Genomic DNA, 26,182 nt, shown 5'->3' with positions numbered 1-26,182 from the left:
TAAATGTACAAAGGGCAAAGGGGAAAGGTAATGAACAATTAGTGACTTCAGCACTTTAATAATTAGTTTCTCCCCAATACCCCAATATCTCAATTCATGTCTAACACCACTCGATAACGGGCTTTTCCAGCTCTCAAATGTTCCATTGCTTCATTCACTTCCTTGAGGGGAAAATGTTGTGTGATGGGCTTTATATTATGTCTTTGGCAAAACTCCAACATTTGTGCGATCGCATTTGGACTACCTACAGGGGAAGCAGAAACGGATTTTTGTCGTGAAAGCAAAGAAGAAACACTGAGGTTTAAGGGTTCAAGAACCACCCCTAAAAGATGAAGACGACCTTTTGGCTTTAGTAAACTTAAATATGTACTCCAATCAAGCTCAACATTAACAGTAGAGAGAATCAAATCAAAACTATTTTCTGCCGACTTTAACTCCTCTGAATCCCTAGAGTTAAGAGTTTTATTTGCCCCCATTTTTAAGGCTTCTTCTATTTTTGACTCACTAGAAGTAAAAGCAGTTACCTCACATCCCCAAGCCCGAAGAATCTGCACCGCAATATGACCTAAACCACCTATGCCAATCACTCCCACTTTAGCCGTTGGCAAAATATTGAATTGAATTAAAGGATTAAAAACCGTTATACCACCACAAAGCAAAGGTCCTGCAGTACGCATATCCACAGAATCGGGTAATTTAACTACACTAGGAACTTTTGCCCTAACTATATCGGCGAATCCTCCATGTCTGCCCACGATAGTAGCTTGAGCAGAGTAACACATATTATGATTACCAGTTAAACATTGATCACAGTGTAAACAATATGCTGAGTGCCATCCCAAGCCGACGCGATCGCCTTTTTTTAAGTGAACTACATCTTGTCCGACAGCCAAAACAGTACCAACAATTTCATGACCCGGTACAAAAGGATATTGAGTAACACCCCAAGCATTTTCCAGCAAACTTAAGTCACTATGACAAATACCGCAATGCTGTACTTGAATATCAACTTCATAAGCACCAATGGGGGGTAATTGATATTGAAAAGGCTTGAGTATCCCTCCTATTTCGTGGGCGGCGTAGGCATTTACAATCGTCATAACAAAAATTATCGTAATTTATTTAAAGTATATACTCGATTAGTTAATCAAAGAATTAAGGTAAGGAAAAGGACGAGGGCAAAAGGCAAAAGTAAACCATATTTAGACTTTGGCTTTCTATTTTCACCTAGTTTTTTCTGTGTTTTATGTGTTTACTCAGCAATGTTAAACAAAAAATAAAAAATAGTTAACTCTTAATTTTTAATTCCCCATTCCACTTGTCTTAACATCCCTCTCAACATAGCTAACTCTTGGGTTTTTAAATCACTACGGTTGACAATACGCTTAATTTTTTCCATTGTTGCTTTAGCAGTATGGGGATATAAATAATTAACCTGTAGCAAAACCGACTCTAAATGTTGATAATAACCTTCTAAGGCTTTTAAATCAGCTAAATCATCATGTTTTTCTGTTTCTGAGTCAATTACTGTTTTTTGGTTTTGATTAAGAAATTCTTGATATAACTCATAGGCACAAACTCCCACCGCCTGAGCTAAATTAAGAGAGGGATATTCAGGATTACTGGGAATACAGACAAATCTTTGAGCATAGCTTAATTCCTGATTACTTAATCCTCTATCTTCAGGACCGAAAACTAAAGCTGAGTTAATATTTTCTTCTAGCAACCATCCCATAACATCTCTTGGTTTTTCTAAAGGAGTAGGAATTCCCCTTTCTCTGGCGGTAGTTGCAATGGCTCTTTGGCATCCTTGCAATGCGGAGGGAATAGAATTAACTATTTTCGCTTTTTCTAATACCTCTACTCCATGCACTGCCATAACTTTAGCCTCCTCGGAAAAAGGATTACAATGAGGATTGACAATAACTAACTTCGTTAAACCCATATTACGCATAACCCTAGCAATTGAACCAATATTTCTCTCTCCTGCCGGTTCAACTAAAACAATTCTCACAGAGTTAATTACAGTCATGATAGCTAAATGATCTATACTTAGGAAAAAGACACTCTAAAATCCTACCATTAATCAATAGTGCTTTATTGCTTAGATCATCTTTCCGTTACTTGATGATATAATTTGTCAAAAAGCTATTTTATAAGATCATATTTATTAACCCATGAGTGAAACTATTACCACCGCAGTGAGCGATCGCATCTGTAAACATATGAACGATGATCATGGAGATGCCTTAGTCTTATATGCCAAACACTATGGTAGTTTAGAACACTTAAATAGTGCAAAAATGTTGTCTATTGATAATGAAGGTATGTTTCTAATTATAGATAATAACGAGGAAAAACCATTAAGAATTAACTTTGATCATACTCTAGTTGATGCCAAAGATGCACATCATACATTAGTTGAAATGCTTAAATCTATTAGAAATTAAGAAAAGAGCAAGGGGCAAACCCCCCTATATCCCCCCTCTCGAGGGGGGAAGGTAAATAGTTGATAATTAATAACTTCTAATCCCTAACCCCTAACTCATAACTGGTTTTCCTCTAACAGCCCAATCCCCAAATTTATCAAATCACCTCATTCCCAAATACCCAGATAAAAACAGCCGTGTTAGATTTAGCAAAATTAGCCCGTCAAATGCCAGATATGGGGCAAGAAATCCAGAAAGAAGCCCTAAAAAGTAGTCAGCGTTTGGAAAAAGCAATACAATTATTGGCTATAGTCGAAAAAGACCAAGATACTTTTATTAAAGCTCAAAAAGAATGGAGCGATCGCCTCTTATTTACTGCGGCCACCCCTCAAGAATCGATTACTAAAAAAGTAAAAATTTCCATTGCACCTAATAATCATAGTGTTTTTTCGGCAGATGGTTCTCAAATTGCCCCCTCTCATCATGAAATTGCCTATTGTTATTTGATCAATATTGGGCGAATTATGTTGCATTATGGGCAGAATTTACATCCTCTCCTTGATACCCTTCCTGAAATATACTATAAAAGTGAAGACCTCTACGCATCCCGAAAATGGGGAATTCGTACCGAAGAATGGATGAGTTATAGACGCACTGTCGCTGAAGCCGAGGTATTAGCAGAAATGGCTTGTACCTGGGTAAATCCCCCCGGAGCGCATTTTGATACCCCTAACCTTGCTATGATGGATGGCTCATTGGTTTACTGGTTTTTAGAAACTTTACCCGTTGAGGCTAGAGAAGAAATTTTGAATCCCATTCTAAAAGCATGGGAAAGTTTACGACAGACAAAAATTCCTTTCGTGGGATATGTTAGTGCTTCCCGTGGCACATCGGCAATTAACTTTCTTCGTTTTCCTTTATGTCCCTACGATAATCCTAATTGTATGGCATTTTGTGGGGAAGAAGTGGATAAAACCCCCTGTCAGAAAGTTGAACCCCTCAGAGATGTTAATCTTTGGACTCACCTTTTACAACGAGGAGAAAGAAGTGCTATATTCCGTAGTAATTCTCGTATTTTAGATTTATATGGAGAAGAAAACCATATTTATTTCTGTTATCTCCATGTTGGTTCAGAAATTGCTAGGGTTGAATTTCCCCAATGGGTAGCAGAAAATGAATCCCTCCTCAATCAATCTCTAAGTATTACCCTTGCTCAAGTTGATAAGGGTTTTGGCTATCCTGTTGCTTTAGCTGAAGCTCATAATCTCGCTGTAATCAAAGGAAGCGATCGCACTCGTTTTTTTGCCTTATTAGAAGAACAAATGATCAAAGCTGGAATCAAAAATGTGGGGGTTTCTTACAAGGAAGCAAGAAAAAGAGGCAGTATTGCTTAAATAGAGAATAGTGAATAATTAATAACTCTGAACTATTAACCCCTAAGCTCCGATTTCTGTCTCTCACACCTTCCCTTCATCACCTCATCACCTTCTTCTCCACATAAATTTTTGAGTAGATGCAATTGGAGTGAGTCATCATGGATAATAGAAAATAAATTTAATATATTGACCCTATGGATTTAGTTAGTTTAGAAAATATTTTAGATAACGTTTCTTTCGCTGTATTGTTTATCACCATGTTATTTTATTGGGTAGGTACAGCCTTTCCCAATTTTTCAATATTGCCTAAACTCGGTACAATGGGCATGATTATCGGTAATTTATCTATCGCCTCTCTACTGTTAGCGCGGTGGATTGAAGGGGGTTATTTCCCTATTAGTAATCTCTATGAATCCCTTTTCTTTTTGGGGTGGGGTGTTACCACTGTGCATTTAATTGCAGAATCTATGAGTGGTAGTCGTTTAGTGGGAGTTGTCAGTGCTCCTACTGCTATGGGTATCGCCGCTTTTGCTACTCTTTCTCTCCCTCCAGAAATGCAACATAGCGAACCTTTAGTTCCTGCTTTAAAATCTAATTGGTTGATGATGCACGTTAGTGTCATGATGTTTAGTTACTCTGCTTTGATGGTAGGCTCATTAGTTGCGATCGCATTTTTGATTTTAACTCAAGGTAAAGAGATTCAATTAAGAGGTAGTTCTGTTGGTACGGGAGCTTACCGTAATGTTAAAGCCTTAAAATTAAACTATCAAGCGGAAAAACTCACAGAAGTTGAGAATCAAGGCGGTACAGCAGTATTAACCCAAGAGAAAACTATCGTCAATCAACTTTCTCCAGAGCGCTTGAGTTTAGTGGACACCCTTGATAATATTAGTTATCGTATCATCGGTTTAGGCTTCCCTCTATTAACCATTGGCATTGTTTCAGGGGCTGTATGGGCAAATGAAGCATGGGGGTCTTATTGGAGTTGGGATCCCAAAGAAACATGGGCATTAATTACATGGTTAGTCTTTGCCGCTTATTTACACGCCAGAATTACCAAAGGTTGGCAAGGAAGAAAACCCGCTCTTTTAGCCGCAGGAGGTTTTTTAGTGGTATGGGTTTGTTATTTAGGAGTCAATTTATTGGGTAAAGGTTTACACTCTTACGGTTGGTTTTTCTAATGGGGGTATTGTGAAGTAAGGAGTTGGAAGTAGGGAGTGGGCAGTGGGGAGTGAAGAGTCTAAATAACTATTAATTATTAACTATACACTGTTCCCTGTTCCCTGTTCCCTTTTTCTAAATTCTACATTCTAAATTGTACATTTCTCCTATGACAGAAAAAAAACTAGGCGTTGCCATTGTTGGCACGGGTTTTGGGAAACAAATTCATTTACCTGCCTTTCAACTTCACCCTCACACAGAAGTGGTGGCCATACATCATCGTGTCTTAGATAAAGCAAAAGCCATAGCATCTGAGTATAATATTCCCCATGCAATGGATGATTTAGAGGATATTTGCCGTTTACCAGAAGTAGATATAGTCAGTATTTCTACCCCTCCGTTTCTGCACTATGACATGGCAAAAATCGCCCTTAACCACAATAAGCATATTTTGCTCGAAAAACCCCTGAATCTTAATGTTTATGAAACTAGGGAAATTTATCGTTTAGCTAAACAAAAACAAAAAATTGTCATCGCTGACTTTGAATTTCGCTTTATTCCAGCATGGCAATTACTCAAGGAATATTTAGATAATGACTATGTCGGTAAAACCAGACTTATCAAAATCGATTGGTTAGTGGCATCTAGGGGTAATCCTAACCGCGCATGGAATTGGTATTCTGTTAAAGAAAAAGGAGGAGGGGCATTAGGTGCGATCGGATCTCATGCTTTTGACTATATTAACTGGTTATTCGGGGAAATAGCCACAATTTCTGCTTATTTAGGCTGTGCCATACCCCAACGCCCTGATCCTTTAGCTAACAATCAATTAAAGCCTGTTACTGCTGATGATACCTGTTTAATAACCTTAGAATTGCATGAAGGCACACCAGTACAAGTTAATCTTAGCTCAGTTACCTATCAAGGGCGCGGTCATTGGCTAGAAATTTACGGAGAAAAAGGCACATTAGTCTTAGGCAGTGATAACCTCAAGGATTATGTACACGGTTTTAAATTATACGCTTCTAGGGACAATCAACCCTTAGAAGAAATAAAAATTCCTGAAAGGTTAGCCTTTCCGCAAGTGTTTGACGATGGCAGACTCGCACCATTTATCAGAGTGGTAAATCAATTAGTAGAAAATATTGATAATAATAAGATGAATGCACCTTCTATTATTGAAGGGATTTACTCTCAATTATTAATGGATTTAACCCATAAATCTCACACTCAAAAACAACGATTAAAAGTACCTTCTTTACAGGATTTTCTCTTAGGCAATGAGTAAGTAATGAGTTCGGAGTTCGGAGTTCGGAGTTCGGAGTTCGGAGTTCGGAGAATTCGCTGCGCTCGTACACTCCTTTCAGTCGTGAACGAGGTTTTTAATTCTTAATTCTCAACTATTCACTAATTCACCTTTGCCCTCTCCCCTCTCGAGGGGGGATAAAGGGGGGTTTGCCTCTTGCCCTTTGCCCTTTTCAAATTCACGGTAAGCCCCAAAATTTAGCTTTTTCCTTAAACCAATCTTCTTGCTTTAATTTTCTCATTACCTGATTAACTTGATTTCGTAATGATTGATATTCTCTTCCTTTTGGAAGTGCGATCGCAATGGGATATGCTCCAATAATTTGAGGTAATAGCTGATAATTTGATGTTTGTTGAGTTATACCCGTTAAAACCATTACATCTCCTGCAAAACCTTGTATTTCTCCTTTTTCCATTAATTCTAGTGCTTCTTGATAACTAGAAACCCCTTGTAATGATAGTTGTGGAAATTGATATTGAATTTCTGCGATCGCTCTTGAATGGCTTAAAATGCCTATTTTCCCCGAAATATTGCCAATATTGTTAAAAAATGAATTTTTTTTGACTATAATCCCTGTCCCAGAAAAATAGTAAATGTCACTAAAATCCACCAATCTTTGACGGGAAGAATTAAAAGTAATAGATGCGATCGCAATGTCCACATCATCTTCTATGACAGCATTTAGCCTATCTTGATTGAGGAGAGGTACAAACTTAATTGCTTGTTTATCCCCCAATAATTCTTCTGCCAATTTATGAGCTAAATCAATTTCAAATCCCTGTAAATTACCGTTTTGGTCAGTAAAACCTAGTGGTGGTAAATTATCTTTAACTCCAACAATAATTTTACCCCTAGCTTGAATTTCCTCCCATTCTGCGCTTTTCACCAAAGGCGAGGAAACTAAGTATAAACATAGGGTTATGGAAAAAAGAAATGATTTAATAATAGTCATAACTAACAAATTATTGGGGTAAAGAAACAGACAATGTAAAAAATGATAAAGTTTTTTTGTCAATAAATAATAATCAATATAATCTTAGAAGATTTAAGGAAAAGCAATTAACAGAAATTCTCTTTGAATTGTTAACTATTTTCATTAATTTTATCGATTATTTAGGTAAAATGAAAACAAAGATATAAGTAAACTAAATTACTCTTATATTGCCAATTTTATGAAGATAGGAGGATGTAAAAATGACGCTAACGGTTAAAAAGAATAAATTAGACATTCTCAAAGAAAACATCAAAAAAATAAAGTTAGAAATTGAAGAAGAATATCAAATAGATGAATTAGGATTATTTGGCTCTTATGTGAGAGGAGAAGAAACGGAAAATAGCGATATAGATTTGTTAGTTACTTTTAAGCCAGAAGCAAGATTTGGCTTGGTAAAGTATGGCAAGTTACAAAATTTATTTAGTGACAGGTTAGGCAAAAAAGTAGATTTAGTTATGAAAAAAGGTTTAAAACCTCACATCGGGAAACAAATCTTAAGTGAGGTTATTTATCTATGAAAAGAACAGTTAAAGACTTTTTACATGATATTTTAGACACAATTAACTCTATTAATCGATTTATTGATGGTTTTAATTTTGATGATTTTTGTGAAGATGAAAAAACTATTTTCGCTGTCATTCATGGATTAGAAAGAATAGGAGAAGCAACCAAAAAAGTTACTGACAATTTGCCCTATGTGAAAGAAAAATATTCTAATATGAACTGGAAAGAAATTGCTGGAATGAGAGATATTTTAATTCATAAATATTTTGGAATTCAAGTGGAAATTGTTTGGGATACTATTCAAAATGATCTACCTCTACTAAAACCAGTTATACAAGATATTTTAGAAAATCTTGACCAATAAAGATAAATTATTCAATTCTTAAGGGGTCTGGATCGATAACTAATGATACAGAATTATGGCAATATTGTCTTAAATTGATTAACTCTTGTTTTATTTCTAAAGAAAATTCTCTTTCACTTTTTAACAAAATTTGCCATCGATAACGCCTTGCTACCCTCATAATATTAGCAGGAGCAGGTCCTAAAATTTCCATATAATCTGGTAATAAATTAGCACATAAAGAAGCGATCGCATCTGCACTATCTCGAACTTTATCCCCATCTAAACCACTAAAACGTAATAAAATCAAATGACCATAAGGAGGATAACTTAAACTCTCCCTTTCGGTTAATTCTCGGTCGCAAAAAGCCAAATAATCATGATTTTGCACTGCATGGATAACAGGATGTTCGGGGGAGTAGGTTTGAATAATAACTTTTCCCCTATCTTCTCCACGGCCTGCCCTTCCTGCCACTTGAGTGAGCGTTTGAAAGGCTCTTTCTGAGGCTCTGTAGTCAGAATGAAACAACAAACCATCGGCAGAAACTACCCCCACAAGGGTAACATTAGCTAAATCAATGCCTTTGGTTAACATCTGCGTACCGATTAAAATATCCGCTTCTCCTTGGGCAAATTCGGTTAGGATACGACGGTGAGCATTTTTACTGCTAGTGGTGTCGCTATCAAATCGCAATACTTTCAAGTCAGGAAACTCTTTTTCCATTTCTAATACAACTTTTTGTGTTCCCGTGCCAAAAAATTTCAAATAAGGTGAAAAGCACTGAGGGCATTGCTTTGGGTGTAGCTCTGCATGATTGCAATAGTGGCAACGTAATAATTCCCTTGCACCGTGATGGCTATAATGGTAGGATAGGGAAACATCACAGTGGGGACATTCCATCACATAACCACAGCTACGACAAGAGACAAAAGTACTGTGACCCCGCCGAGATATAAATAAAATAGCCTGTTTTCCTTCTGGCTTAAGGTTTTGAAGCTCTACTTTGAGGCGATCGCTAAAAATACTTCTGTTACCTTTGCGCAACTCTTGACGCATATCAATTATCTCTACTGGGGGGAGAGGTCTTTCTAAGATGCGATCGGGCAAGGAAAGATAATAATGGGGATAGGAACTAACTAAAAAGTCCTCAATATTCTTAATTTTAAGGGGTTTAGGAACAACAGAAAAGGCTTTTTGCCATGTTTCAAGGGAGGGGGTAGCTGAACCTAGAACAAGGGGGCAATCTGCTAATTCTGCACGCCATTGGGCTACTTTAACAGCGTGATAAGTGGGGATAGGTTGATGTTGCTTAAAACTGGTATCGTGTTCTTCATCTAAGATAATAATACCAATATTAGGTAAAGGGGCAAACACTGCGCTTCTTGTGCCGATAACCACTTGAGGCTCACCTGTGAGCATTTGTCGCCATGTGTCGTATCTTTCTCCATCACTCAAGGCACTGTGATAAACACATACTTGTCCTTTGAATCTTGCCCGAAATCGATCTGTTAATTGCGGTGTTAAACCAATTTCGGGGACTAATACAAGAGCAGATTTTTTCTGTGCTAAGATAGGTGCGATCGCCTGTAGATATACCTCTGTTTTACCTGAACCTGTTACACCATGTAATAATACAGTGGAAAAAGAATGTAAACTGTTAATTAATTCCAAGGCTTGATTTTGAGGGGAAGTTAATGATTTTGGTTGATCTTCGGTGGGGTTAGAATCCTGTAATAAACGCAAGGTTTCTCTTTCTTGAATAACAACACATCCTTTTCTCTCTAAGGTTTTAACTACAGAATCGCTATTCAATTCGCATACTTTTAATAATTCTTGTAAAGCTAATTCTCCATCATGGTTTTTGAGGTTTTTTAAAACGTCTTTTTGTTTAGGAGTCAATTTTTCTGAGTTGTTATTTTCCCCTAAAAAGGTGACAACTTTTGTGAATTTTGGTTTTGCCTTACTGGGGGGTTGTAAATAAGTTTCTAACCATTGTTTTTTTACCAACAAGGAAATTGCTTTTCGGCTATTATTGACTTTCTGGGTGATAAAACGATAGCTATAATCCCCTTGTTTACTTTTTTTTAGTAATTTAATTACTTCCCATTCTTTCACCGTACAGAAATCTTCAGGATTTTCAGGGATATTATTAAATAATAACTTAACCCGACGCTGCGATCGCCCCAAAAGTTTTGGCGGTAAAGCAACCCGAATCACGTTGATTAAATCCGTTAAATAATAATTAGCAGTGCGCTCTAATAATTCCCAATAGTGAGGGGGGAAAAAACCACTACTCACAATATCATCTATTTCTTTAATTTCACTAGAATCAAGATGATCAGGTTGTTGAGAAATAATCTTAACTACTACCCCTCCCACAATAGTATTACCAAAAGGAACACTAACAATATCTCCTGCTTTAATAAGAATATCGGGTTTATTTTGATAAGTATATAGCCCCTCTGCATAGACACAATCTACTAAAACCTCTACCCATTGCTGTGGTACTTGATTATCATATCTGTACTCGATAACGGGTTCAGCTAGTTTCATGATTATAGTTAATAGTAAATAGTTAATAATTCTTGAATTCTTTTTTTAACCAATGGGTAAAACCATCCAAAATAAGCCAATCACAGTTAAGCTCATAATACCAATCAGGTTATCAAATTTTTCTAGTATTCGGGGCAATTTTAGGGTAATTTTTTTCAGTATAAATAGATATATTAATGCTCCAATAGCAAATGTGATTAGGGCTTTACTTATATTGGCAATGGTATAGGCTTGAGGATAAATCAGATTAGTTGCTATTAATCCTCCCATTAAAATACTGACTCCTAGCCAATAACCTCTTTTCACTCTTGTTTCAGATATAGATGTATTAGCAATGGGGAGAAAAATTAGTTTAGAAAGTGCGATCGCTGTTCCGATAACTGCTAAATTGAAAGGTATATTTTGCCAACTCACAATATTTTTCATTACCATCACCTTGGCACTAAAACCGGCCAATAAAGGAATACCGATAATAGATGAGCTTCCTAACAATAGCACGAACCAAAGATAAAGATTAACTCCTTCTTGATTTAATTGTTTAATATCACGACTAGGTAAATTACCCACAGTTAAAAACAGAGTGCATTTAGCCAAACCATGAGTTAAGGCATAAAAACCTGCAATCATTGGGGAAGCAATGATAAATCCTAGTTGAGAAACGGTACTTAAAGCTAATAATCTTTTAGTATCATTTTCAAAAATAGCCTGTGTAACTCCTAAATAAGCCGTAGCAATAGCGACAATTCTGATAACAAAGTCAACTTCATCACTAATAGATGCTAAACGAAGAAAAGGAAAAATTCCTGCCTTAACCACAATGCCTGAAAGTAATCCTGATAATGGAGTTTCCACCGAAGCATGAGTAAGAGGAAGCCACAATCCAGACACAAACACTCCTCCTTTTACTAATAATCCTAACAGAATAAGTGCGATCGCTTCTGGAGGAGAATTAATTAAACCATCAAAACTAAAAGAATTATTCGCCTTATAAATTAAAATTGCCCCCATTAGATAAAGTAGCATCGCAGTATTGCTAACAAAAAGGTATCGTAATCCTATCCAAATGCTTTTATCACTGCGAGGATAAACCATAAGCAAAAAAGCGGCAATACTAATCACCTCGATGGCAACATAAAAACTAATAAAGTCATAGCCAATAAAACAGGCATTAACACTACCGTAGAGAATCATTAATTGAGTATAGAAAAAAGCCTTCCTTTCTTCCGACAAACAATAAAGCAAAACCCCAATGGTAACAAGACAATTTGTAAGAATAAAATAACCACTAAGTTGATCTACATACAAAGTAACACCAAAATTATCCAATAACCGCAAAGTAAAATCTTCTTCTGATGTCAATAACCAAACAGGATAAAAAACAGATATTAACAATACTCCTAAACTCAAATGATTAGAATATTTAGGCAATAAATAAACTAAAAAACCAGCAAAAAAAGGCAACGCCAACCAAATCAAAGTAATAGTATTATTCATTTATCTACTCAAATTTTCTCCTAATTTTTAATTGAGCATCAAAAATAAACATAGACAAAAATCAATTATTTTCAAATAAAGCATCGTATCTGTTCAATACTTACTTTCCAATGGTAGATTATATTTTCTTTTTCGACAACTGAGAATAATATTCAATTAACCTTGAAGCAAATCAATAGATTTTATAGAGTAGTAAGTGGGTTACTAATAGGTATTTTTGTGAAGCTAAGACCTATTTAACCTGAATTCAGGATGAATTTTCATCGATGAGTGATGGCGAAAAGGGTAAAGGTAAATAGTTGATAATTAATAACTTCTAACTCTTAACCCCTAACTCCTAACTCCTAACTCCTAACTCCTAACTCGTTTCCCCCAATCCCCATAATTGTTGGCTAGTAATTAATAAGCATCTTGTAACTCATAGAAATCTGGAGATACATAATCTTTTCTCAGAGGCCAACCCACCCAATCTTCAGGCATTAAAATACGTTTTAAATTGGGATGTCCTTCATAGATGATGCCATACATATCATAGCATTCTCTTTCTTGCCAATCTGCCCCCCTCCAAATCCAATATACAGAAGGCACTTGAGGATTTTCTCTATTCAAATAAACCTTGATTCTAACTTCTTGAGGATTAGTTATATTATCTTCCACTTTAAGTAAATGATAAAAACTAACTAATTCTTTTCCCGGGCCTAAATCATAAGCACCCTGACACTGTAGATAATTAAATCCATAGGCACGTAAGGCAGTCGCAATGGGAATAAGAAATTCAGGATCAACTTTAATCAATTCTACTCCTGAATGATCTTTTTCAAGGGCTTCATGAGCAAAACCATTTTCCGTTAACCATTGAGATGTTACCCCTGCTTGGACAATTTCTGTGGCTTCGGTATTTTCTTGCTGATTTTCCATTTCTGGATTGTTATTTGCTTCTGTCATTGATGATTAAGCCTCCTCTTGAGTTTTTTCTGTTAATTTTGCTGTATCCACAGGCATTCCCATGGCCGCCGCTAATTCAGCAGGGGGATTATTTCTGGATTCACTACGAATATACTTACCTGTCAAAATAGGATCAACTACCTTCATATTGTGGGTAGTAGAATAATATCTATTGGTTTGACTTCTGACAGTCCCACGCTCTTGAATTGACTCATTTGCTACTTTCTTTCTCAATTTTACGATCGCATCAAAAATAGCTTCAGGGCGAGGAGGGCAACCCGGAATATACACATCAACAGGAATTAACTTATCAACCCCACGCACTGCCGTTGTAGAGTCACTGCTAAACATACCTCCTGTAATAGTACAAGCACCCATAGCGATAACATATTTAGGCTCAGGCATTTCCTCGTATAAACGCACTAAGGCAGGTGCCATCTTCATAGTAATAGTTCCTGCAGTGATGATTAAATCAGCTTGACGGGGGCTAGAACGAGGAACAAGTCCAAAACGGTCAAAATCAAAGCGAGAACCAATTAGAGCGGCAAATTCGATAAAGCAACAAGCTGTTCCATACAGGAGAGGCCACAAACTTGATAATCTAGCCCAATTGTGTAAGTCATCAACAGTGGTTAAAATTATATTTTCTGATAAATCCTGAGTTACTTGACTACGGGCGACAGGATTGAGGATTTTTTCCTTTGCTTGATTTTCTAAGTTTTTTAAATCTGTAGCAGAAATATTCATAAGTTTTTCTTTACTAAGATAGCATCATTTTTATTGTAATGGACTTGATCTGAGTTCGGGGTTAAGGTAGAGGTTTCAGGTTTCAGGTTTCAGGTTTCAGGTTTCAGGTGTTTTTATTATTTATTATCAACCATAAACTATTGCCTATTGCCCATTGCCTATTCCCTTGTCTTAATCACTAATTCCTAATTGCTCTTTATGACCATTCCAAAGCACCCTTACGCCAAGCATATACAAGAGCAACTACTAAAATTGCAATAAAAATTAAGGCTTCTACAAAAGCTAATAAACCCAATGCGTTAAAAGCTACTGCCCAAGGATATAAAAAGACTGTTTCCACGTCAAAAACTACAAACACAAGGGCAAACATATAGTAACGAATATTAAATTGAATCCATGCTCCCCCGATGGGTTCCATCCCTGATTCATAGGTAGTGCGTCTTTCGGGGCCTCCTGTTTTTGGACGTAGTAATTTAGATGCGGTCAAAGCTAAAATAGGTACTAAACTACTAACTATCAGAAAACCTAAAAAATACTCATAACCATTAAGTACAAACATATGTTTTTATAACTCCTGATGGGTTAACTATCCGTTTTTTATAGCTAAACTAAAGAAAAACCTTAGTTATGTCAAGTTTAATTCTTGAATCTTGATTTATTATAAAAGGTTTGTGCTAGGATAAAGCGCAGTCCTTTTCTGCTTAATTATAATGTTATGTAACTAAGCTAGTGTAATACTCTTGCAACTATTTTATAAAATTATTTTTTTGGTCAAAAACTGTGGCATCTACTAGCATCAAAGGTAAAACTAATAATCCCGTCCCCAATCCAAAAACTCCCTCCAATTTTTTTCTAGGAGTAGCAAAGGCAACCACTGGGACATTTTTAGGTCTAACATTGTTAACCACATCAGCGATAGCCGGTGGTTTGGTTGGTTTAGCTGTTAGTTTTCGTAACTTACCAGATGTAAGGGTTTTAAAAAATTATGTTCCTTCTCAAACTAGCTACATTTATGATGTTAAGGGACGTTTATTAACTACATATCACGGGGAAGAACATCGCACAACAGTGGACTTTCAAGATATTTCCCCTAATTTAAAGATGGCAGTATTGGCCATCGAAGATAGTAATTTTTATGATCATAAAGGTATCAATCCCACCAGTATAGGTAGAGCGATTCTGGTCAATATTCAAAGTGGTGGGGTGGTAGAAGGTGCATCAACCTTAACAATGCAGTTAGTTAAAAATGTTTTTCTGTCCCATCAAAGGACTTTTTCCCGTAAATTAGCAGAAGCCGTTTTAGCCGTTAGAGTAGAGCAGGTTTTTGAAAAGGATAATATTTTGGAAATGTACCTCAACAATATCTATTGGGGACATAACAATTATGGTGCAGAAACGGCGGCTCAAAGTTATTTTAATAAGTCTGCATCGGAATTAAATTTGGCAGAGGCGGCAATGATGGCGGGAATTATTCAAGCCCCCGAAGTTTATAGCCCTTTTGCTAATTATGATATTGCCAAGGAAAGACAGGCTTTAGTTTTAGGAAGAATGGTAGATTTGGGCTGGATTACTAATGAAGAGGCTGAAACTGCTAAAAAAACTCCTCTTTATTTAGGTAAGCCTCAAGCATGGCAAAGTAGTAAACTTCCCTATGTCACTGATTCTGTACGTAAAGAATTAGTCGAGCGTTTTGGACAAGAAATGATTACTAAGGGGGGACTTCATGTTCAAACTACCATTGACTATGATTTACAAGTTAAGGCAGAAGAAATCGTCCAAAAATCCCATCGTAATTTAATTTCATGGGGGGTTAAGGCGGATCAAATAGCCCTAGTTGCGATCGACCCTCGAACCCATTTTGTCAAAGCAGTAGTAGGTGGTGTGGACTATAAAGAAAGTCAATTTAACCGAGTATTACAATCTCGTCGTCAACCCGGTTCAGCTTTTAAACCTTTTGTTTATTATACTGCTTTCGCTACGGGAAAATATACTCCCTCTTCATCTGTTCCCAACTATTCCAAGGGTTATCGAGACGGTAGTGGTTATTATCGTCCTCAGAACTATGGTGGAAGTTTCGGAGGAGGAAATGTCAGTATAATTCAAGCTCTAAGTCAGTCTTTAAATATTCCCGCAGTGGTTTTAGGGCAGGAAATAGGTTTAGATAAAGTCATTGAAGTATGTCGCACTCTAGGGATAGAAAGCCCTTTAAGTCCAGTGGTATCCTTGCCATTAGGACCTATTGGCGTTACACCGATGGAAATGGCTAAGGCCTACGCAACTTTTGCGAATAATGGTTGGCAATCAGACACTACTATGATTCTACAAGTGACAGATAGCAATGGTAATGTGTTGTTAGATAACACTCCTCAACCCAAGTTGGTTTTAAATGAATGGGCAACGGCTTCTCTTTCTGCAACTCTGACTCAAGTAATACAAGGAGGTACTGCAAGTAGTGCTAGTATTGGCAGACCTGCGGCGGGTAAAACTGGTACAACATCTGGGGAAAGGGATGTTTGGTTTGTGGGTTATGTGCCTCAATTAGCAACGGCTGTTTGGATTGGTAATGATGATTTTAATCGTAGTTTAGGACGTGGGGTGACAGGAGGGGGATATGCCGCACCTATTTGGCGACAATTTATGGTGTCAGCATTACAAAATGAACCCGTTAAATATTTTCCTGCCGCTTCTCAATTTACTCGTCCAAAGTCTGATAATAAAAAGAATGATTAGGCAATTTTAAGTATTAGACAGATGGGGAAAAGGGAGAAACAAATTCTTCATTCTTAATTTTTGATGGTTTTGTTTAAGGAAAATAAAATGGTTGTGGGATGAAAGTAGAGGATTTATTAAAGGGTTTGCCTGATGAGTCTGGGGTTTATTTTATGAAAGATAAATCGGGAAATATTCTCTATATTGGTAAGGCAAAAAATCTCAAGAAAAGGGTTAAATCTTATTTTAATCCTTCTGCTAAACATACCCATAGAATCGCTTTAATGGTTTCTCAGGTGGGGGATATTGAATATATTGTCACCGATACGGAAGCAGAGGCTTTAGCTTTAGAGGCAAATTTAATTAAACAGCATCAACCTCATTTTAATGTTTTACTTAAGGATGATAAAAAATATCCCTATGTCTGCATTACTTGGTCTGAAAATTATCCTCGTATTTTTATTACTCGTAAGCGTCGTTTAACTGATAAACTCGATCGCTATTATGGTCCTTATGTGGATAGTCGAAGGTTAAGGGAAATTTTAGATATTATTAAACGTACTTTTCCTTTACGGCAGCGATCAAAGCCTTTATATAAAGATCGCCCCTGTTTGAATTATGATCTAGGAAAATGCCCCGGAGTCTGTCAAAATTTAATTACTCCTGAACAATATCGGGAAATTATTAGTAAGGTTGCTTTTATTTTTCAGGGGCGTACTGATGAATTAATTAAACAATTACAAACTCAAATGGAAATCGCTTCAGAAGCCCTAGAGTTTGAAAAGGCGGCTCAATATAGGGATCAAATTCTGAGTTTACAACAATTATTTTCCAGTCAAAAAGTTGCTTTACCTGATGATACCATTTCCAGAGATGCGATCGCACTTGCTCAAGATGAAAATTATACTTGTATTCAACTGTTTCAGATTCGAGCAGGGCGCTTAATTGGCAGATTAGGATTTTTTACCGATAATGGTCATAATGATGAACAGGGGGAAATTTTACAACGAGTCTTGGAGCAACACTATCAAAATATTGACTCCTCAGAAATTCCGACAGAAATAATAGTTCAATATCCTCTCAAAGAAGAAGAAATTTTAGCTAGTTGGCTAAGAGAAAAAAAGGGGAAAAAAGTTATTATTACTACTCCTCAAAGACAGCAAAAAGCAGAATTAATTTCTATGGTGGCTAGAAATGCTCAAATAGAGCTAGAAAGAAGTCAAAAGTTTAGTCAAACTAATTTAGAAGGTATGGAGGATTTAGCCAAAATATTGGATTTAGCCACTCTTCCCCGTCGCATTGAAGGTTATGATATATCCCATTTGCAAGGCTCAAATGCAGTAGCTTCAAGGGTTGTTTTTATAGATGGTTTACCTGCTAAACAATATTATCGTCATTATAAGATTAAAAATCCCGAAATCAAAATAGGTCACTCTGATGACTTTTTATCTCTACAAGAAGTAATTAAAAGACGTTTTTCCCATACAGAAGATTATCCAGATTTAGTGATGATTGATGGAGGAAAAGGTCAACTTTCATCAGTTTGTGAAGTCTTAACAGAAATGAATTTAATGGAGAAAATAAAGGTTATTAGTTTAGCAAAAAAAAGGGAAGAAATATTTTTACCTAATCAATCATTACCCCTTAATACAAATAAGGAACAATCAGGGGTACAATTATTGAGAAGATTAAGAGACGAAGCCCATCGTTTTGCTGTTACATTTCACCGTCAACAAAGACAAAAAGCTAGTCGTAAATCAATTTTAGATGAGATACCGGGATTAGGATTTGAGAGACAAAAAAGGCTTTTAGCTCATTTTCATTCGGTAGATTATATTCGTCAGGCAACGGTTAAACAGTTAGCAGAAGTGTCAGGAATTGGGGATAATTTAGCTCAGATAATCTATCGATATTTTCACTAAAAACGATTCATAAATAACCTCAATTCAGTTTAAGAATATCGGATAAGGGTTCGGAGTTTAGAGTTTTTAATTTTTAATTCTTAATTATCAACTATTCACCCCAACACTATTCACCTTTGCCCTTTTTACTTTGCCTCTTGCCCTTTTCGCTATCACTCATAGATGAAAATTTATCCTGAACTCAGATTAAATATAACCAAAAAAGACCATGATTAAATTTTAATTTTCTGAATCAGAGGAAAGAAGCAAATTTAATTTTTCTTGTCGTTTCTGGGCTGGAGTAAAAAGAGGATTAATACTTAAACATTTTCCGTAACTATTCAAAGCATCCCCTAATTTTTTTAGTTTTTCTAGGGCTAGACCACGATGATACCACGCCTGATAATGATTAGGTTGAATCCCAATTACTCTTTCCCAACTAATGATTGCTTCTTGCCACTGTCTCATGCTAAATAAAGCACTCCCCCTATCATACCAAGAGTCGAGGTCATTTACATTAAGTGCGATCGCCTGATCAAAACTTTGAACTGCTTCTGGTAAACGATTCAAGTAAGCTAAAGCACTACCTTTGTTATGCCAAGCGGGAGCAAAATCAGGGTTAAGAGTTACAGCCTGATTCCATGAAATTAAAGCCTCTTCAAAATCTCCTGCTGACGCTTTTTCTAAGCCTAAATTAAATAAATATTCTACTAATTCTTCAGAAATAGAACCAGAAAAAATAGGTAAAGAATCAGATTCTGTTTGCTCAACAATTTTAGCAATAATTACACTAGGATCAGCCGTATTTAAGTTTAACTGATGGGCAATTTCAGAAGCAAAACTTTCATCTTTTTGTAATAGAGATAGTAATTCACCTAATGATGTAGGAGAGTTTATTTTTGCGGTTAAACTTTCGGTTACTTCATTTGTAGGCGTTTTATCTTCAGTTTTATCTATATTTTTATCTATATTGTCTTGATGATGGGAATTGAAGGAATTAACAAAATTGTTATTTTTTGTCTGATTTAATAACTCTTTACCTATTTCATAAGCTAAATCTCCCACCCCTCGCATAAAAGGTAATGTTGCCGTCAATTCACCTAAACGAATCATTCTTACTGCCAATTGACTATGAGCATGAGAAGACTTAATTAACTGATTACGGTAACGCTGTAACCAATCTAACCAAGTTTCAAGGGAAATTCTCGGCTCTAATTTCTCAAAAAATTGCTCAATACGAGACTCTTGCCACCCGTTAGCAACCCCTTCTAATAACTGATAAAACAAAAATTCTAAATCTCCATCTTTAACCACAGGATGAGTGGCAATTGAATCCCCATTCTTACCTTTCACATCATCCTTTTCAGGATCATAGGGTTGAATGGTTGTTGGAATTAATTTTAACCATTGCCCAATTCTTTCAATCATTGTTTTCTCAGTTTCAGATTTCCCTCTCTTTTAATATTTGATCATAATTGATGATCTCAAAATAATCGATATTCTTTAGCAAATTATTTATTATTTTCTCTCCTCGATTCTTGCACCCACAAAAGTTCTTAACCTTAATAAATTCATCGTTTGGGCAAAATTCAAGGGTAGTATTGACACACCTTCTAAGCGAGATTGAATCCATCCATCACCCCAACACCATTCTTGATAGCCGTCAATTCCTCCACTTAATAAAAAGCGGATACAATTACTATTTATTATTTCTACCTCATTTCTTACTTCAACTAATCCTAATTTAATGGTGAACTTATCCCCTGATTCTAGTTGATTTGGACGCTTATCCTGAAACTTAAGGGGAAAAAACCATTTTTCTAATTGTTCAATGCTCAGAAGACTATCCTTTAATTTCTTTTCATCGGCGGAGACTTCTATTCTAAGTTCACTCTGTTGAAATTTACCCCACATAACTACCTACAATATTGATTAATTGTTAGTTCAATCATAGCTTAATCTTTTCTTGTTTATATCTCAATCCCACAAAAAAAACGCCCCCGAAGAGGCGATCATTCGTTTGTTGCTTTTTTGCTTTTTTAGAGTTGTTAATTAACCTTATCTCTTACAATTCTTCGGGTTAGCTCTAAGTTTATTTGAGCATTTCCTTCTGTACTACCGCCAATGGAAGGATAAGCATTACCGAACTCTGCGATCAAATTTTGAGTAAGTGATGGATTTTCGTAAAATGCACCAGAAGCACCATTAGAACTGTTTGTGAAATTTTTAACCCAAATAGCACCAAAAACATTTGGAGTTCCTACACTGCTACCAATAGAAACATAGTTACCACTGCCATACTCATCAGCCGCTACAGTATTCAAAGATATGGGAGTTTGTCCACCACTGTTACCACAACCATTACCTTGAGGTAGAGAAACTGTTGCCGTAGGAGCATGAATGTGTCCCATAATACAAACTGTTCCCTTCATCGTCCAAGCCAAGTCACCCACAGGAGTACCGTCCGCATTGCCCCCTATTATTCTTAAAGAAGCAATTTGTTTTCTTTCATCCTCTGTTGAACCAGTTATTCTTTTATCACTGCTGTTGTAAACATTAACTGAGGAATTACCCCCTAAAGAAGTATTTTCAGAAACATAAAGTCTTACTATCATTTTTTCTGCATCAATATTTTTGCCATTGACGGTAATGTTTTCCAGTGCAGTTTTGTCTATAACAACATTAATATCGTCACCAACACTATCAAGATTTTGAGCCTGAATGTAAATAGCGTGGTAAAGTTCGCCATCTACCATTTCCTCAATAAAGGCACTCGCAAAAGGTTCTTGATCAAGATCAATATAAACATCTTTTTTATCCATTCTGATTGTATAGCTAGTGCCAGAACTACCAGAACCATTAGAGCCACTAGAAGAGCCGCTAGAACTGCCTGAACCTCCACTAGATGCGATGGCGGCCTGCGCTTGAGCAATAGCAAGTTGAGTCGTTGTTGTGGTAATGGCTGTATTAATAGTTGCTAAATATGCGTCTATTTTTCTTTGACTCGGATTTTTTTTGCCTTGTTCTGCTACTAAATCAGCTAGAGCTTTTTCTGCATCTGCGACCGCACTTGAAGCAGTTTGATTTGCAGTTTGGATACTTGAGTTACTGGGATTTGCACTTGCAAGATTCGCTATTTGAGAGGCATTACTTTTTGCTATGTTTACCAAATCAGAAGGAGAACTTTGAGCATATGCAGGAGCATCAATCCATTGCCAGAGATGACTGAAGGCTGAAGAAAATAAATTTCTCCATTGACTTGAGGATGCAACTACATTTTGATTGGGAAGATTTGCCATGACCTGAGTTGTAATCGCACCAGTACTCATATCCACATAAAGAATTTTTGCACCAGAAGGAGCGACGGGAGTTGCAGGAATTTCTGTGGAAGTAATGACAATATTGCTCGGTTTTTTATTATCAGGAGCACGAAAACCATTTTTGTCAACCCCCATCATTTTTTCTAGCTGAGAATATTCTCCTTGTTCATTATTGCTCAGAGAAGAATAGTCTTTGCTCGTATCTACGCCTAAAACTCCATCACTACAATAACTAGCATCGCTTATAGTAATATCACTACCACAACTTCCCCCTGTTTCAGGGTCAGTACAAATAGAGGTATTAGTAAAAATTGCCATTCCTTTCGTGTTCATATCTTTTGCCATTAATCCTGCCGCAGTTGCTGGACTATTAGTAGTGTTAATAGTAGGAGGAGTAATCGCAACTGGCACTACAACCGTGTATTTAGCCTGAGATGGATTATTAGCTTTTTTCCCAACTATCTCAAATTCCGTTGACTCATTATTTTTATTGTATTTGGAAGAAAGTAACTCGAATGAATCTTGACCTATTTTACCACCATCAAAGGTAGCCCCCGCATTACTAATAATCGGCTTGTATAAGTCTTCTGGATCTTTTGATGTATCTAAAACCGCCGTTCCATTTTCACTATTACAACCGTTTGCTTGTTCAATTACAGGATTGCCAGACTTATCTGTTTTACCATTGCTCAATTTTTTCAAAACATCTTCATCTGTAGGAGTTTTCCATCCACCATTGTACTTATCATATTGTGCTAGTAATAAATATTTATTTGCCCCTTTTTCCCCTTGAGTAAACTTGTATAAAGTATTTTCTACTCCTCCCTCTGCTATAGCAAGGGCTTGTTTGGTTTGCTCTGAGGATGTAGTATTTGTATTCTCCTGCCCACCTTTCATAATTGCCAGAGTTCCCACAACCATCATGGCACTGCCTAAACCGATCGCCATTGGAAGAGTTGAACCCTGTTGACTTCTGACACCGAAGGGTAATAAATTACGGATAAAGTTAGTAACTAGGGGTTTTTTCGGATTTTCGTTTTGATTGTTGGTTAACATGGCAATTTCCTCTTTTTTCTCTAGCAGTTTAAGGTTAAGTTATGGATATAAAATATTACTTATAAATCTGGTTTTGTATTGATTATTTACACATAGGATCTCTAACTACCATATTGCCCGAAAAAAGAGATTTACATAACCGTAATACTACTTAAATTGCTATATAAAGTTTTTGTAAAGATGAAGTTATTGCCTGGAATTTTTTGGTGGGTCAATTACTAAGTTCAACTATTTTCTAAAAGCCTGTATTGAGCCCCCCTTATTAAGGGGGGGTGGGGGGATCTCAAGAGCTTTTTCTATAGCTTGACAAACACCTTCAAAAGAGTGAATCACGTCATGATTAGTAAACCGAATTACTTTTAATCCATAACTCTCTAAGATGGCAGTTCTAGTTAGATCATAAGCGATACCGTCATTTGTAAAATGGGTATCTCCATCAATTTCGATGACAAGTTTTGCTTTTGCACAGTAAAAATCTACTATAAAGTCATTGATCAAGCGTTGTTTCATGAATTTGAAAGAGTTATGACGCAAATATTCTGATCATCGTTTTTTCTCAGGCATGGTCATATTTTGCCTTAATTCTTTTGCTCTGGGAATTAATTGTTTGTTGTATGGTAAATAAAAATCTGTCATAAAATTCTTGTTTTGATCCCCCCTAACCCCCCTTAATAAGGGGGGAATGTGGTTTTATTATAGCTTTCGTAATAAGAGAGAAATTGATATATTGCCACAAATATTTTCTATTCATCATATATACAATTAAAGGAAATATATAATTAAAAGAACTTCACAAGCATCTTTAAGTAATTTAATCAGCAAGGTCAAATATTAGGAGATAAATAATTATTGAATCGTTAATTCTAATTGCCGATTAATCATAGATAATGAAATAATTGTTAATTGGCAACTAAAATAAAATCTTATGGTAAAAGAAAGAACTATACCTAAATTTGATAACTCCAAAGTTAAAATTAATAAAGAAGAAAGCCTCATGTATTATGAGGACATGGTTTTAGGGCGTATGTTTGAGGATAAGTGCGCTGAAATGTATTATCGTGGTAGAATGTTCGGTTTTGTTCACCTCTACAATGGGCAAGAAGCTGTTTCTAGCGGTATTATTAAGTCTATGCGTCCGGGAGAAGACTATGTTTGCAGTACCTATAGAGATCATGTCCATGCTTTAAGTAGTGGTGTACCTGCGAAGGAGGTTATGGCGGAATTATTTGGTAAAGCGACTGGGTGTAGTAAAGGGCGTGGCGGTTCGATGCACATGTTTTCTGCCGAGCATAAGTTATTAGGTGGTTATGCTTTTATTGGGGAAGGTATCCCCGTGGCTTTAGGGGCGGCTTATCAAAGTATGTATCGTCGTAAGGTTTTGGGTGAGACTAATTTTGATCAGGTGACTGCTTGTTTCTTTGGGGATGGTACTACTAATAATGGGCAGTTTTTTGAATGTCTCAATATGGCGGCATTGTGGAAGTTACCAATTCTTTTCGTGGTAGAAAATAATAAATGGGCAATTGGTATGGCTCATGAAAGGGCGGCTTCTCAAACTGAAATCTATAAGAAAGCTAGTGTTTTCAATATGGAGGGTTATGAAGTCGATGGAATGGATTTATTGGCTGTTAGAGATGTAGCACAAAAAGCGATCGCACGGGCAAGGGCAGGGGAAGGACCTACCTTAATTGAAACATTAACTTATCGTTTTCGTGGTCACTCTTTGGCTGATCCTGATGAATTGAGAGACCCAGCTGAAAAAGAATTTTGGAACGCAAAAGATCCTATTATTCAATTTGGCAAGTATATCACGGATAATAAAATTGCTACCAGAGAAGAGTTAGATGCGATCGATAAAAAAATTACCGCTTTGATTGAAGAAGCTGTAGAGTTTGCGGAATCTAGTCCTGAACCCGATGGCTCTGAATTATATCGTTATGTTTTTGCTGATGATTAACTAACTGTGATGGGGTTTTATAAATAAAATTTGAAAAAAGCTCCCAACTATATTTTTTTTCGCTATAATAGTTAGCGACTCCAAACTCCGAACTTCATTCCTAACAGGGGGCTTTACGCCCCCTCCCCTTTTGGAGAATAATAACTATTTTTTCCAGATACAGTGTCGATTTTTCATTGCAAAGACACAAAAGATTTTATACATAGCAGATTCTTTTGCGATCGCCTTTCTAATTGAATCGATTGTTTTAACTCCTAACCCCGAACTCTGAACTCCGAACTCTTTTTAGTTGACTACGCCTCTTAGTTCTTCTGCATTTACCGATTTAATAAAGTATAAGCCGAGTAAATTAAAGAAAATGGCAATTTGCAAGGGAAGTTTTCTTAAGGCTTTGATGAAACTGGGTTGATTGCTTTCATCGATTTTAGACATCTGCAAGTTATATTCCGAACATTTTTCTAAACCTGCAAAAAACTTGGGATGGTTGGTGTCCAATATGACGGGAAAGGCTTTTGCCGCAGTGTGATTGGTTCTTTCGATGACTTGGCGATCGTACTCTTTGGCATCTAAACCAACGGATTCATAAAAATCCTCTCTTTCATGTACGGTTAAAGTATGGGTTGCAAATACCGATAAGAGGAAGAATTTTGACCATAATTTCGCTTGCCATCCTTGCCACATGGAAAATTGAGAGCGTAATAAGGCGTTAAAAATGTCACCGTGACGGCTTTCGTCTTGACACCAATGCTCAAATTTTTTGAAAAGAGGATAAAATTTGTATTGAGGATTTTTTTCTAAGTGACGATACATTAAGATATAACGCCAATAACCGATTTTTTCGGATAAATATACAGCATAAATCACCCATTCAGGTTTAAAGAAAGTATAAACTCTATTTTTGGTCAAATATCCTAAATCAAGGGTAATATTAAAATCACTCATGGCTTTATTTAAAAATCCTGCATGACGCGCCTCATCCCTTGCCATTAAGCTAAAAATTTCGGACAATAAGGGGTTTTTATCCTTGATACGGCGAGAAATTTCTTTAAAGAGGATAAATCCAGAAAATTCGGAAGTACAGGATCTTTCAAGGAAATCGATAAAAGCGGATCTTGTTTGTTCATCTAAATGATCCCATGTTTGTTCAAATTCTTCATCTCTAACAAAGTGATTGCGATTATAGTCGTTTTTCATCTCCTGCAACATCGCCCGTAATTCCTTTTCTTGGGCGGAAATGTCCATTTCTGCGATCGCCTTAAAGTCAGTGGTATAAAATCTAGGGGTTAATAAAGTTTCTTTTAATTCTTTCTTTTTATCACTTTGGGGTTTAATTGCGGTTGCGGTCATCTTTAATTACTTAATTGTTATATTTTATTTTTACGATTT

The 26,182-nt window shown here is 36.4% G+C and carries 21 protein-coding genes and 1 pseudogene; 9 read left to right on the top strand and 13 right to left on the bottom strand.

The genetic code is table 11. From position 1 onward, the window contains the following. Positions 1–89: 89 nt before the first annotated feature. Together ahr and Dongsha4_RS07035 are read right to left on the bottom strand one after the other, a co-directional pair. Positions 90–1,094 carry an NADPH-dependent aldehyde reductase Ahr gene (gene ahr, locus Dongsha4_RS07040; RefSeq protein ID WP_330205401.1) on the bottom strand — a complete coding sequence of 335 codons (1,005 nt, stop codon included), beginning with the start codon at positions 1,092–1,094 and terminating at the stop codon, positions 90–92. A 200-nt stretch (positions 1,095–1,294) separates the two neighbouring features. Continuing rightward, complete coding sequence (locus Dongsha4_RS07035; RefSeq protein ID WP_330204984.1) at positions 1,295–2,032, bottom strand: RNA methyltransferase; 738 nt, start codon at positions 2,030–2,032, stop codon at positions 1,295–1,297. A 145-nt stretch (positions 2,033–2,177) separates the two neighbouring features. On the opposite strand from Dongsha4_RS07035, the gene Dongsha4_RS07030 reads away from it, so the two are divergent. The 4 genes from Dongsha4_RS07030 to Dongsha4_RS07015 all read left to right on the top strand — a co-directional run bounded on the left by Dongsha4_RS07030 (position 2,178) and on the right by Dongsha4_RS07015 (position 6,254). Then, complete coding sequence (locus tag Dongsha4_RS07030; RefSeq protein ID WP_330204983.1) at positions 2,178–2,450, top strand: DUF2470 domain-containing protein; 273 nt, start codon at positions 2,178–2,180, stop codon at positions 2,448–2,450. A gap of 176 nt (positions 2,451–2,626) precedes the next feature. After that, positions 2,627–3,823 carry a DNA double-strand break repair nuclease NurA gene (locus Dongsha4_RS07025; protein ID WP_330204982.1) on the top strand — a complete coding sequence of 399 codons (1,197 nt, stop codon included), beginning with the start codon at positions 2,627–2,629 and terminating at the stop codon, positions 3,821–3,823. A 176-nt stretch (positions 3,824–3,999) separates the two neighbouring features. Further along, on the top strand, positions 4,000–4,986 hold the full coding sequence (gene ccsB / locus Dongsha4_RS07020) for a c-type cytochrome biogenesis protein CcsB (protein ID WP_330204981.1): 987 nt from the start codon (positions 4,000–4,002) through the stop codon (positions 4,984–4,986). 149 nt (positions 4,987–5,135) lie between these two features. After that, the gene (locus tag Dongsha4_RS07015; protein WP_330204980.1) at positions 5,136–6,254 is read left to right on the top strand and encodes a Gfo/Idh/MocA family oxidoreductase; all 1,119 of its coding nucleotides are present in this window, start codon (positions 5,136–5,138) and stop codon (positions 6,252–6,254) included. Between the two features lie 196 nt (positions 6,255–6,450). Here the strand turns inward: Dongsha4_RS07015 and Dongsha4_RS07010 are convergent, their stop codons facing one another. Continuing rightward, positions 6,451–7,158, bottom strand: a complete 708-nt coding sequence (locus Dongsha4_RS07010; protein ID WP_330204979.1) for a transporter substrate-binding domain-containing protein — start codon at positions 7,156–7,158, stop codon at positions 6,451–6,453. 308 nt (positions 7,159–7,466) lie between these two features. Here Dongsha4_RS07010 and Dongsha4_RS07005 point away from each other — a divergent pair, with 308 nt between their 5' ends. Continuing rightward, positions 7,467–7,784 carry a nucleotidyltransferase family protein gene (locus Dongsha4_RS07005; protein ID WP_330204978.1) on the top strand — a complete coding sequence of 106 codons (318 nt, stop codon included), beginning with the start codon at positions 7,467–7,469 and terminating at the stop codon, positions 7,782–7,784. Then, entirely contained in the window at positions 7,781–8,134 is a 354-nt protein-coding gene (locus Dongsha4_RS07000; protein WP_330204977.1) for a DUF86 domain-containing protein, read from the top strand. Before Dongsha4_RS07005 ends, Dongsha4_RS07000 begins: the two co-directional genes overlap by 4 nt. A gap of 7 nt (positions 8,135–8,141) precedes the next feature. On the opposite strand, the gene priA is transcribed toward Dongsha4_RS07000, so the two are convergent. From priA to ndhC, 5 genes are all read right to left on the bottom strand, one after another. Further along, positions 8,142–10,667: a primosomal protein N' gene (gene priA / locus Dongsha4_RS06995; RefSeq protein ID WP_330204976.1), complete on the bottom strand. Its 2,526-nt coding sequence runs from the start codon at positions 10,665–10,667 to the stop codon at positions 8,142–8,144. A gap of 45 nt (positions 10,668–10,712) precedes the next feature. Next, entirely contained in the window at positions 10,713–12,161 is a 1,449-nt protein-coding gene (locus Dongsha4_RS06990) for a cation:proton antiporter (RefSeq protein WP_330204975.1), read from the bottom strand. 399 nt (positions 12,162–12,560) lie between these two features. After that, on the bottom strand, positions 12,561–13,106 hold the full coding sequence (locus Dongsha4_RS06985) for an NAD(P)H-quinone oxidoreductase subunit J (protein WP_425590781.1): 546 nt from the start codon (positions 13,104–13,106) through the stop codon (positions 12,561–12,563). A 6-nt stretch (positions 13,107–13,112) separates the two neighbouring features. Further along, complete coding sequence (ndhK, locus tag Dongsha4_RS06980; RefSeq protein WP_330204974.1) at positions 13,113–13,853, bottom strand: photosynthetic/respiratory NAD(P)H-quinone oxidoreductase subunit K; 741 nt, start codon at positions 13,851–13,853, stop codon at positions 13,113–13,115. 196 nt (positions 13,854–14,049) lie between these two features. Next, positions 14,050–14,412: a photosynthetic/respiratory NAD(P)H-quinone oxidoreductase subunit C gene (gene ndhC / locus Dongsha4_RS06975; protein WP_330204973.1), complete on the bottom strand. Its 363-nt coding sequence runs from the start codon at positions 14,410–14,412 to the stop codon at positions 14,050–14,052. A 221-nt stretch (positions 14,413–14,633) separates the two neighbouring features. Here ndhC and Dongsha4_RS06970 point away from each other — a divergent pair, with 221 nt between their 5' ends. Together Dongsha4_RS06970 and uvrC are read left to right on the top strand one after the other, a co-directional pair. Continuing rightward, complete coding sequence (locus Dongsha4_RS06970; protein WP_330204972.1) at positions 14,634–16,583, top strand: penicillin-binding protein 1A; 1,950 nt, start codon at positions 14,634–14,636, stop codon at positions 16,581–16,583. 98 nt (positions 16,584–16,681) lie between these two features. Next, on the top strand, positions 16,682–18,484 hold the full coding sequence (uvrC, locus tag Dongsha4_RS06965; protein ID WP_330204971.1) for an excinuclease ABC subunit UvrC: 1,803 nt from the start codon (positions 16,682–16,684) through the stop codon (positions 18,482–18,484). Between the two features lie 219 nt (positions 18,485–18,703). Here uvrC and Dongsha4_RS06960 read toward each other — a convergent pair whose 3' ends face one another. The 4 genes and pseudogenes from Dongsha4_RS06960 to Dongsha4_RS06945 all read right to left on the bottom strand — a co-directional run bounded on the left by Dongsha4_RS06960 (position 18,704) and on the right by Dongsha4_RS06945 (position 23,475). Then, a complete protein-coding gene (locus Dongsha4_RS06960) occupies positions 18,704–19,891 on the bottom strand; it encodes a tetratricopeptide repeat protein (protein ID WP_330204970.1) in 1,188 nt (395 codons plus the stop codon). Between the two features lie 90 nt (positions 19,892–19,981). Further along, the gene (locus Dongsha4_RS06955; RefSeq protein ID WP_330204969.1) at positions 19,982–20,377 is read right to left on the bottom strand and encodes a hypothetical protein; all 396 of its coding nucleotides are present in this window, start codon (positions 20,375–20,377) and stop codon (positions 19,982–19,984) included. Between the two features lie 134 nt (positions 20,378–20,511). After that, the gene (locus Dongsha4_RS06950) at positions 20,512–22,839 is read right to left on the bottom strand and encodes a hypothetical protein (RefSeq protein WP_330204968.1); all 2,328 of its coding nucleotides are present in this window, start codon (positions 22,837–22,839) and stop codon (positions 20,512–20,514) included. A 228-nt stretch (positions 22,840–23,067) separates the two neighbouring features. Continuing rightward, positions 23,068–23,475, bottom strand: a pseudogene (locus Dongsha4_RS06945) (endonuclease domain-containing protein). A gap of 289 nt (positions 23,476–23,764) precedes the next feature. On the opposite strand from Dongsha4_RS06945, the gene pdhA reads away from it, so the two are divergent. Next, positions 23,765–24,796, top strand: a complete 1,032-nt coding sequence (gene pdhA / locus Dongsha4_RS06940) for a pyruvate dehydrogenase (acetyl-transferring) E1 component subunit alpha (protein ID WP_330204966.1) — start codon at positions 23,765–23,767, stop codon at positions 24,794–24,796. 285 nt (positions 24,797–25,081) lie between these two features. Here pdhA and acsF read toward each other — a convergent pair whose 3' ends face one another. Next, on the bottom strand, positions 25,082–26,143 hold the full coding sequence (gene acsF / locus Dongsha4_RS06935; RefSeq protein ID WP_330204965.1) for a magnesium-protoporphyrin IX monomethyl ester (oxidative) cyclase: 1,062 nt from the start codon (positions 26,141–26,143) through the stop codon (positions 25,082–25,084). Positions 26,144–26,182 lie beyond the last annotated feature (39 nt).

Origin of the sequence: Cyanobacterium sp. Dongsha4 (assembly GCF_036345015.1) — a bacterium.
Taxonomy (GTDB): domain Bacteria; phylum Cyanobacteriota; class Cyanobacteriia; order Cyanobacteriales; family Cyanobacteriaceae; genus PCC-10605.
The sequence above is the reverse complement of the archived record's forward strand: the minus strand, read 5'-3'. Positions and strand labels throughout refer to the sequence as shown.

What these genes read in the sequence shown, in the direction of transcription:
- Dongsha4_RS07035 (WP_330204984.1), bottom strand. Translation starts at nt 2,032, where the DNA reads ATGACTGTAATTAACTCTGTGAGAATTGTTTTAGTTGAACCGGCAGGA.
- Dongsha4_RS07030 (WP_330204983.1), top strand. Translation starts at nt 2,178, where the DNA reads ATGAGTGAAACTATTACCACCGCAGTGAGCGATCGCATCTGTAAACAT.
- ccsB (WP_330204981.1), top strand. Translation starts at nt 4,000, where the DNA reads ATGGATTTAGTTAGTTTAGAAAATATTTTAGATAACGTTTCTTTCGCT.
- Dongsha4_RS07015 (WP_330204980.1), top strand. Translation starts at nt 5,136, where the DNA reads ATGACAGAAAAAAAACTAGGCGTTGCCATTGTTGGCACGGGTTTTGGG.
- Dongsha4_RS07005 (WP_330204978.1), top strand. Translation starts at nt 7,467, where the DNA reads ATGACGCTAACGGTTAAAAAGAATAAATTAGACATTCTCAAAGAAAAC.
- Dongsha4_RS07000 (WP_330204977.1), top strand. Translation starts at nt 7,781, where the DNA reads ATGAAAAGAACAGTTAAAGACTTTTTACATGATATTTTAGACACAATT.
- priA (WP_330204976.1), bottom strand. Translation starts at nt 10,667, where the DNA reads ATGAAACTAGCTGAACCCGTTATCGAGTACAGATATGATAATCAAGTA.
- Dongsha4_RS06990 (WP_330204975.1), bottom strand. Translation starts at nt 12,161, where the DNA reads ATGAATAATACTATTACTTTGATTTGGTTGGCGTTGCCTTTTTTTGCT.
- Dongsha4_RS06985 (WP_425590781.1), bottom strand. Translation starts at nt 13,106, where the DNA reads ATGACAGAAGCAAATAACAATCCAGAAATGGAAAATCAGCAAGAAAAT.
- ndhK (WP_330204974.1), bottom strand. Translation starts at nt 13,853, where the DNA reads ATGAATATTTCTGCTACAGATTTAAAAAACTTAGAAAATCAAGCAAAG.
- ndhC (WP_330204973.1), bottom strand. Translation starts at nt 14,412, where the DNA reads ATGTTTGTACTTAATGGTTATGAGTATTTTTTAGGTTTTCTGATAGTT.
- uvrC (WP_330204971.1), top strand. Translation starts at nt 16,682, where the DNA reads ATGAAAGTAGAGGATTTATTAAAGGGTTTGCCTGATGAGTCTGGGGTT.
- Dongsha4_RS06960 (WP_330204970.1), bottom strand. Translation starts at nt 19,891, where the DNA reads ATGATTGAAAGAATTGGGCAATGGTTAAAATTAATTCCAACAACCATT.
- Dongsha4_RS06955 (WP_330204969.1), bottom strand. Translation starts at nt 20,377, where the DNA reads ATGTGGGGTAAATTTCAACAGAGTGAACTTAGAATAGAAGTCTCCGCC.
- Dongsha4_RS06950 (WP_330204968.1), bottom strand. Translation starts at nt 22,839, where the DNA reads ATGTTAACCAACAATCAAAACGAAAATCCGAAAAAACCCCTAGTTACT.
- pdhA (WP_330204966.1), top strand. Translation starts at nt 23,765, where the DNA reads ATGGTAAAAGAAAGAACTATACCTAAATTTGATAACTCCAAAGTTAAA.
- acsF (WP_330204965.1), bottom strand. Translation starts at nt 26,143, where the DNA reads ATGACCGCAACCGCAATTAAACCCCAAAGTGATAAAAAGAAAGAATTA.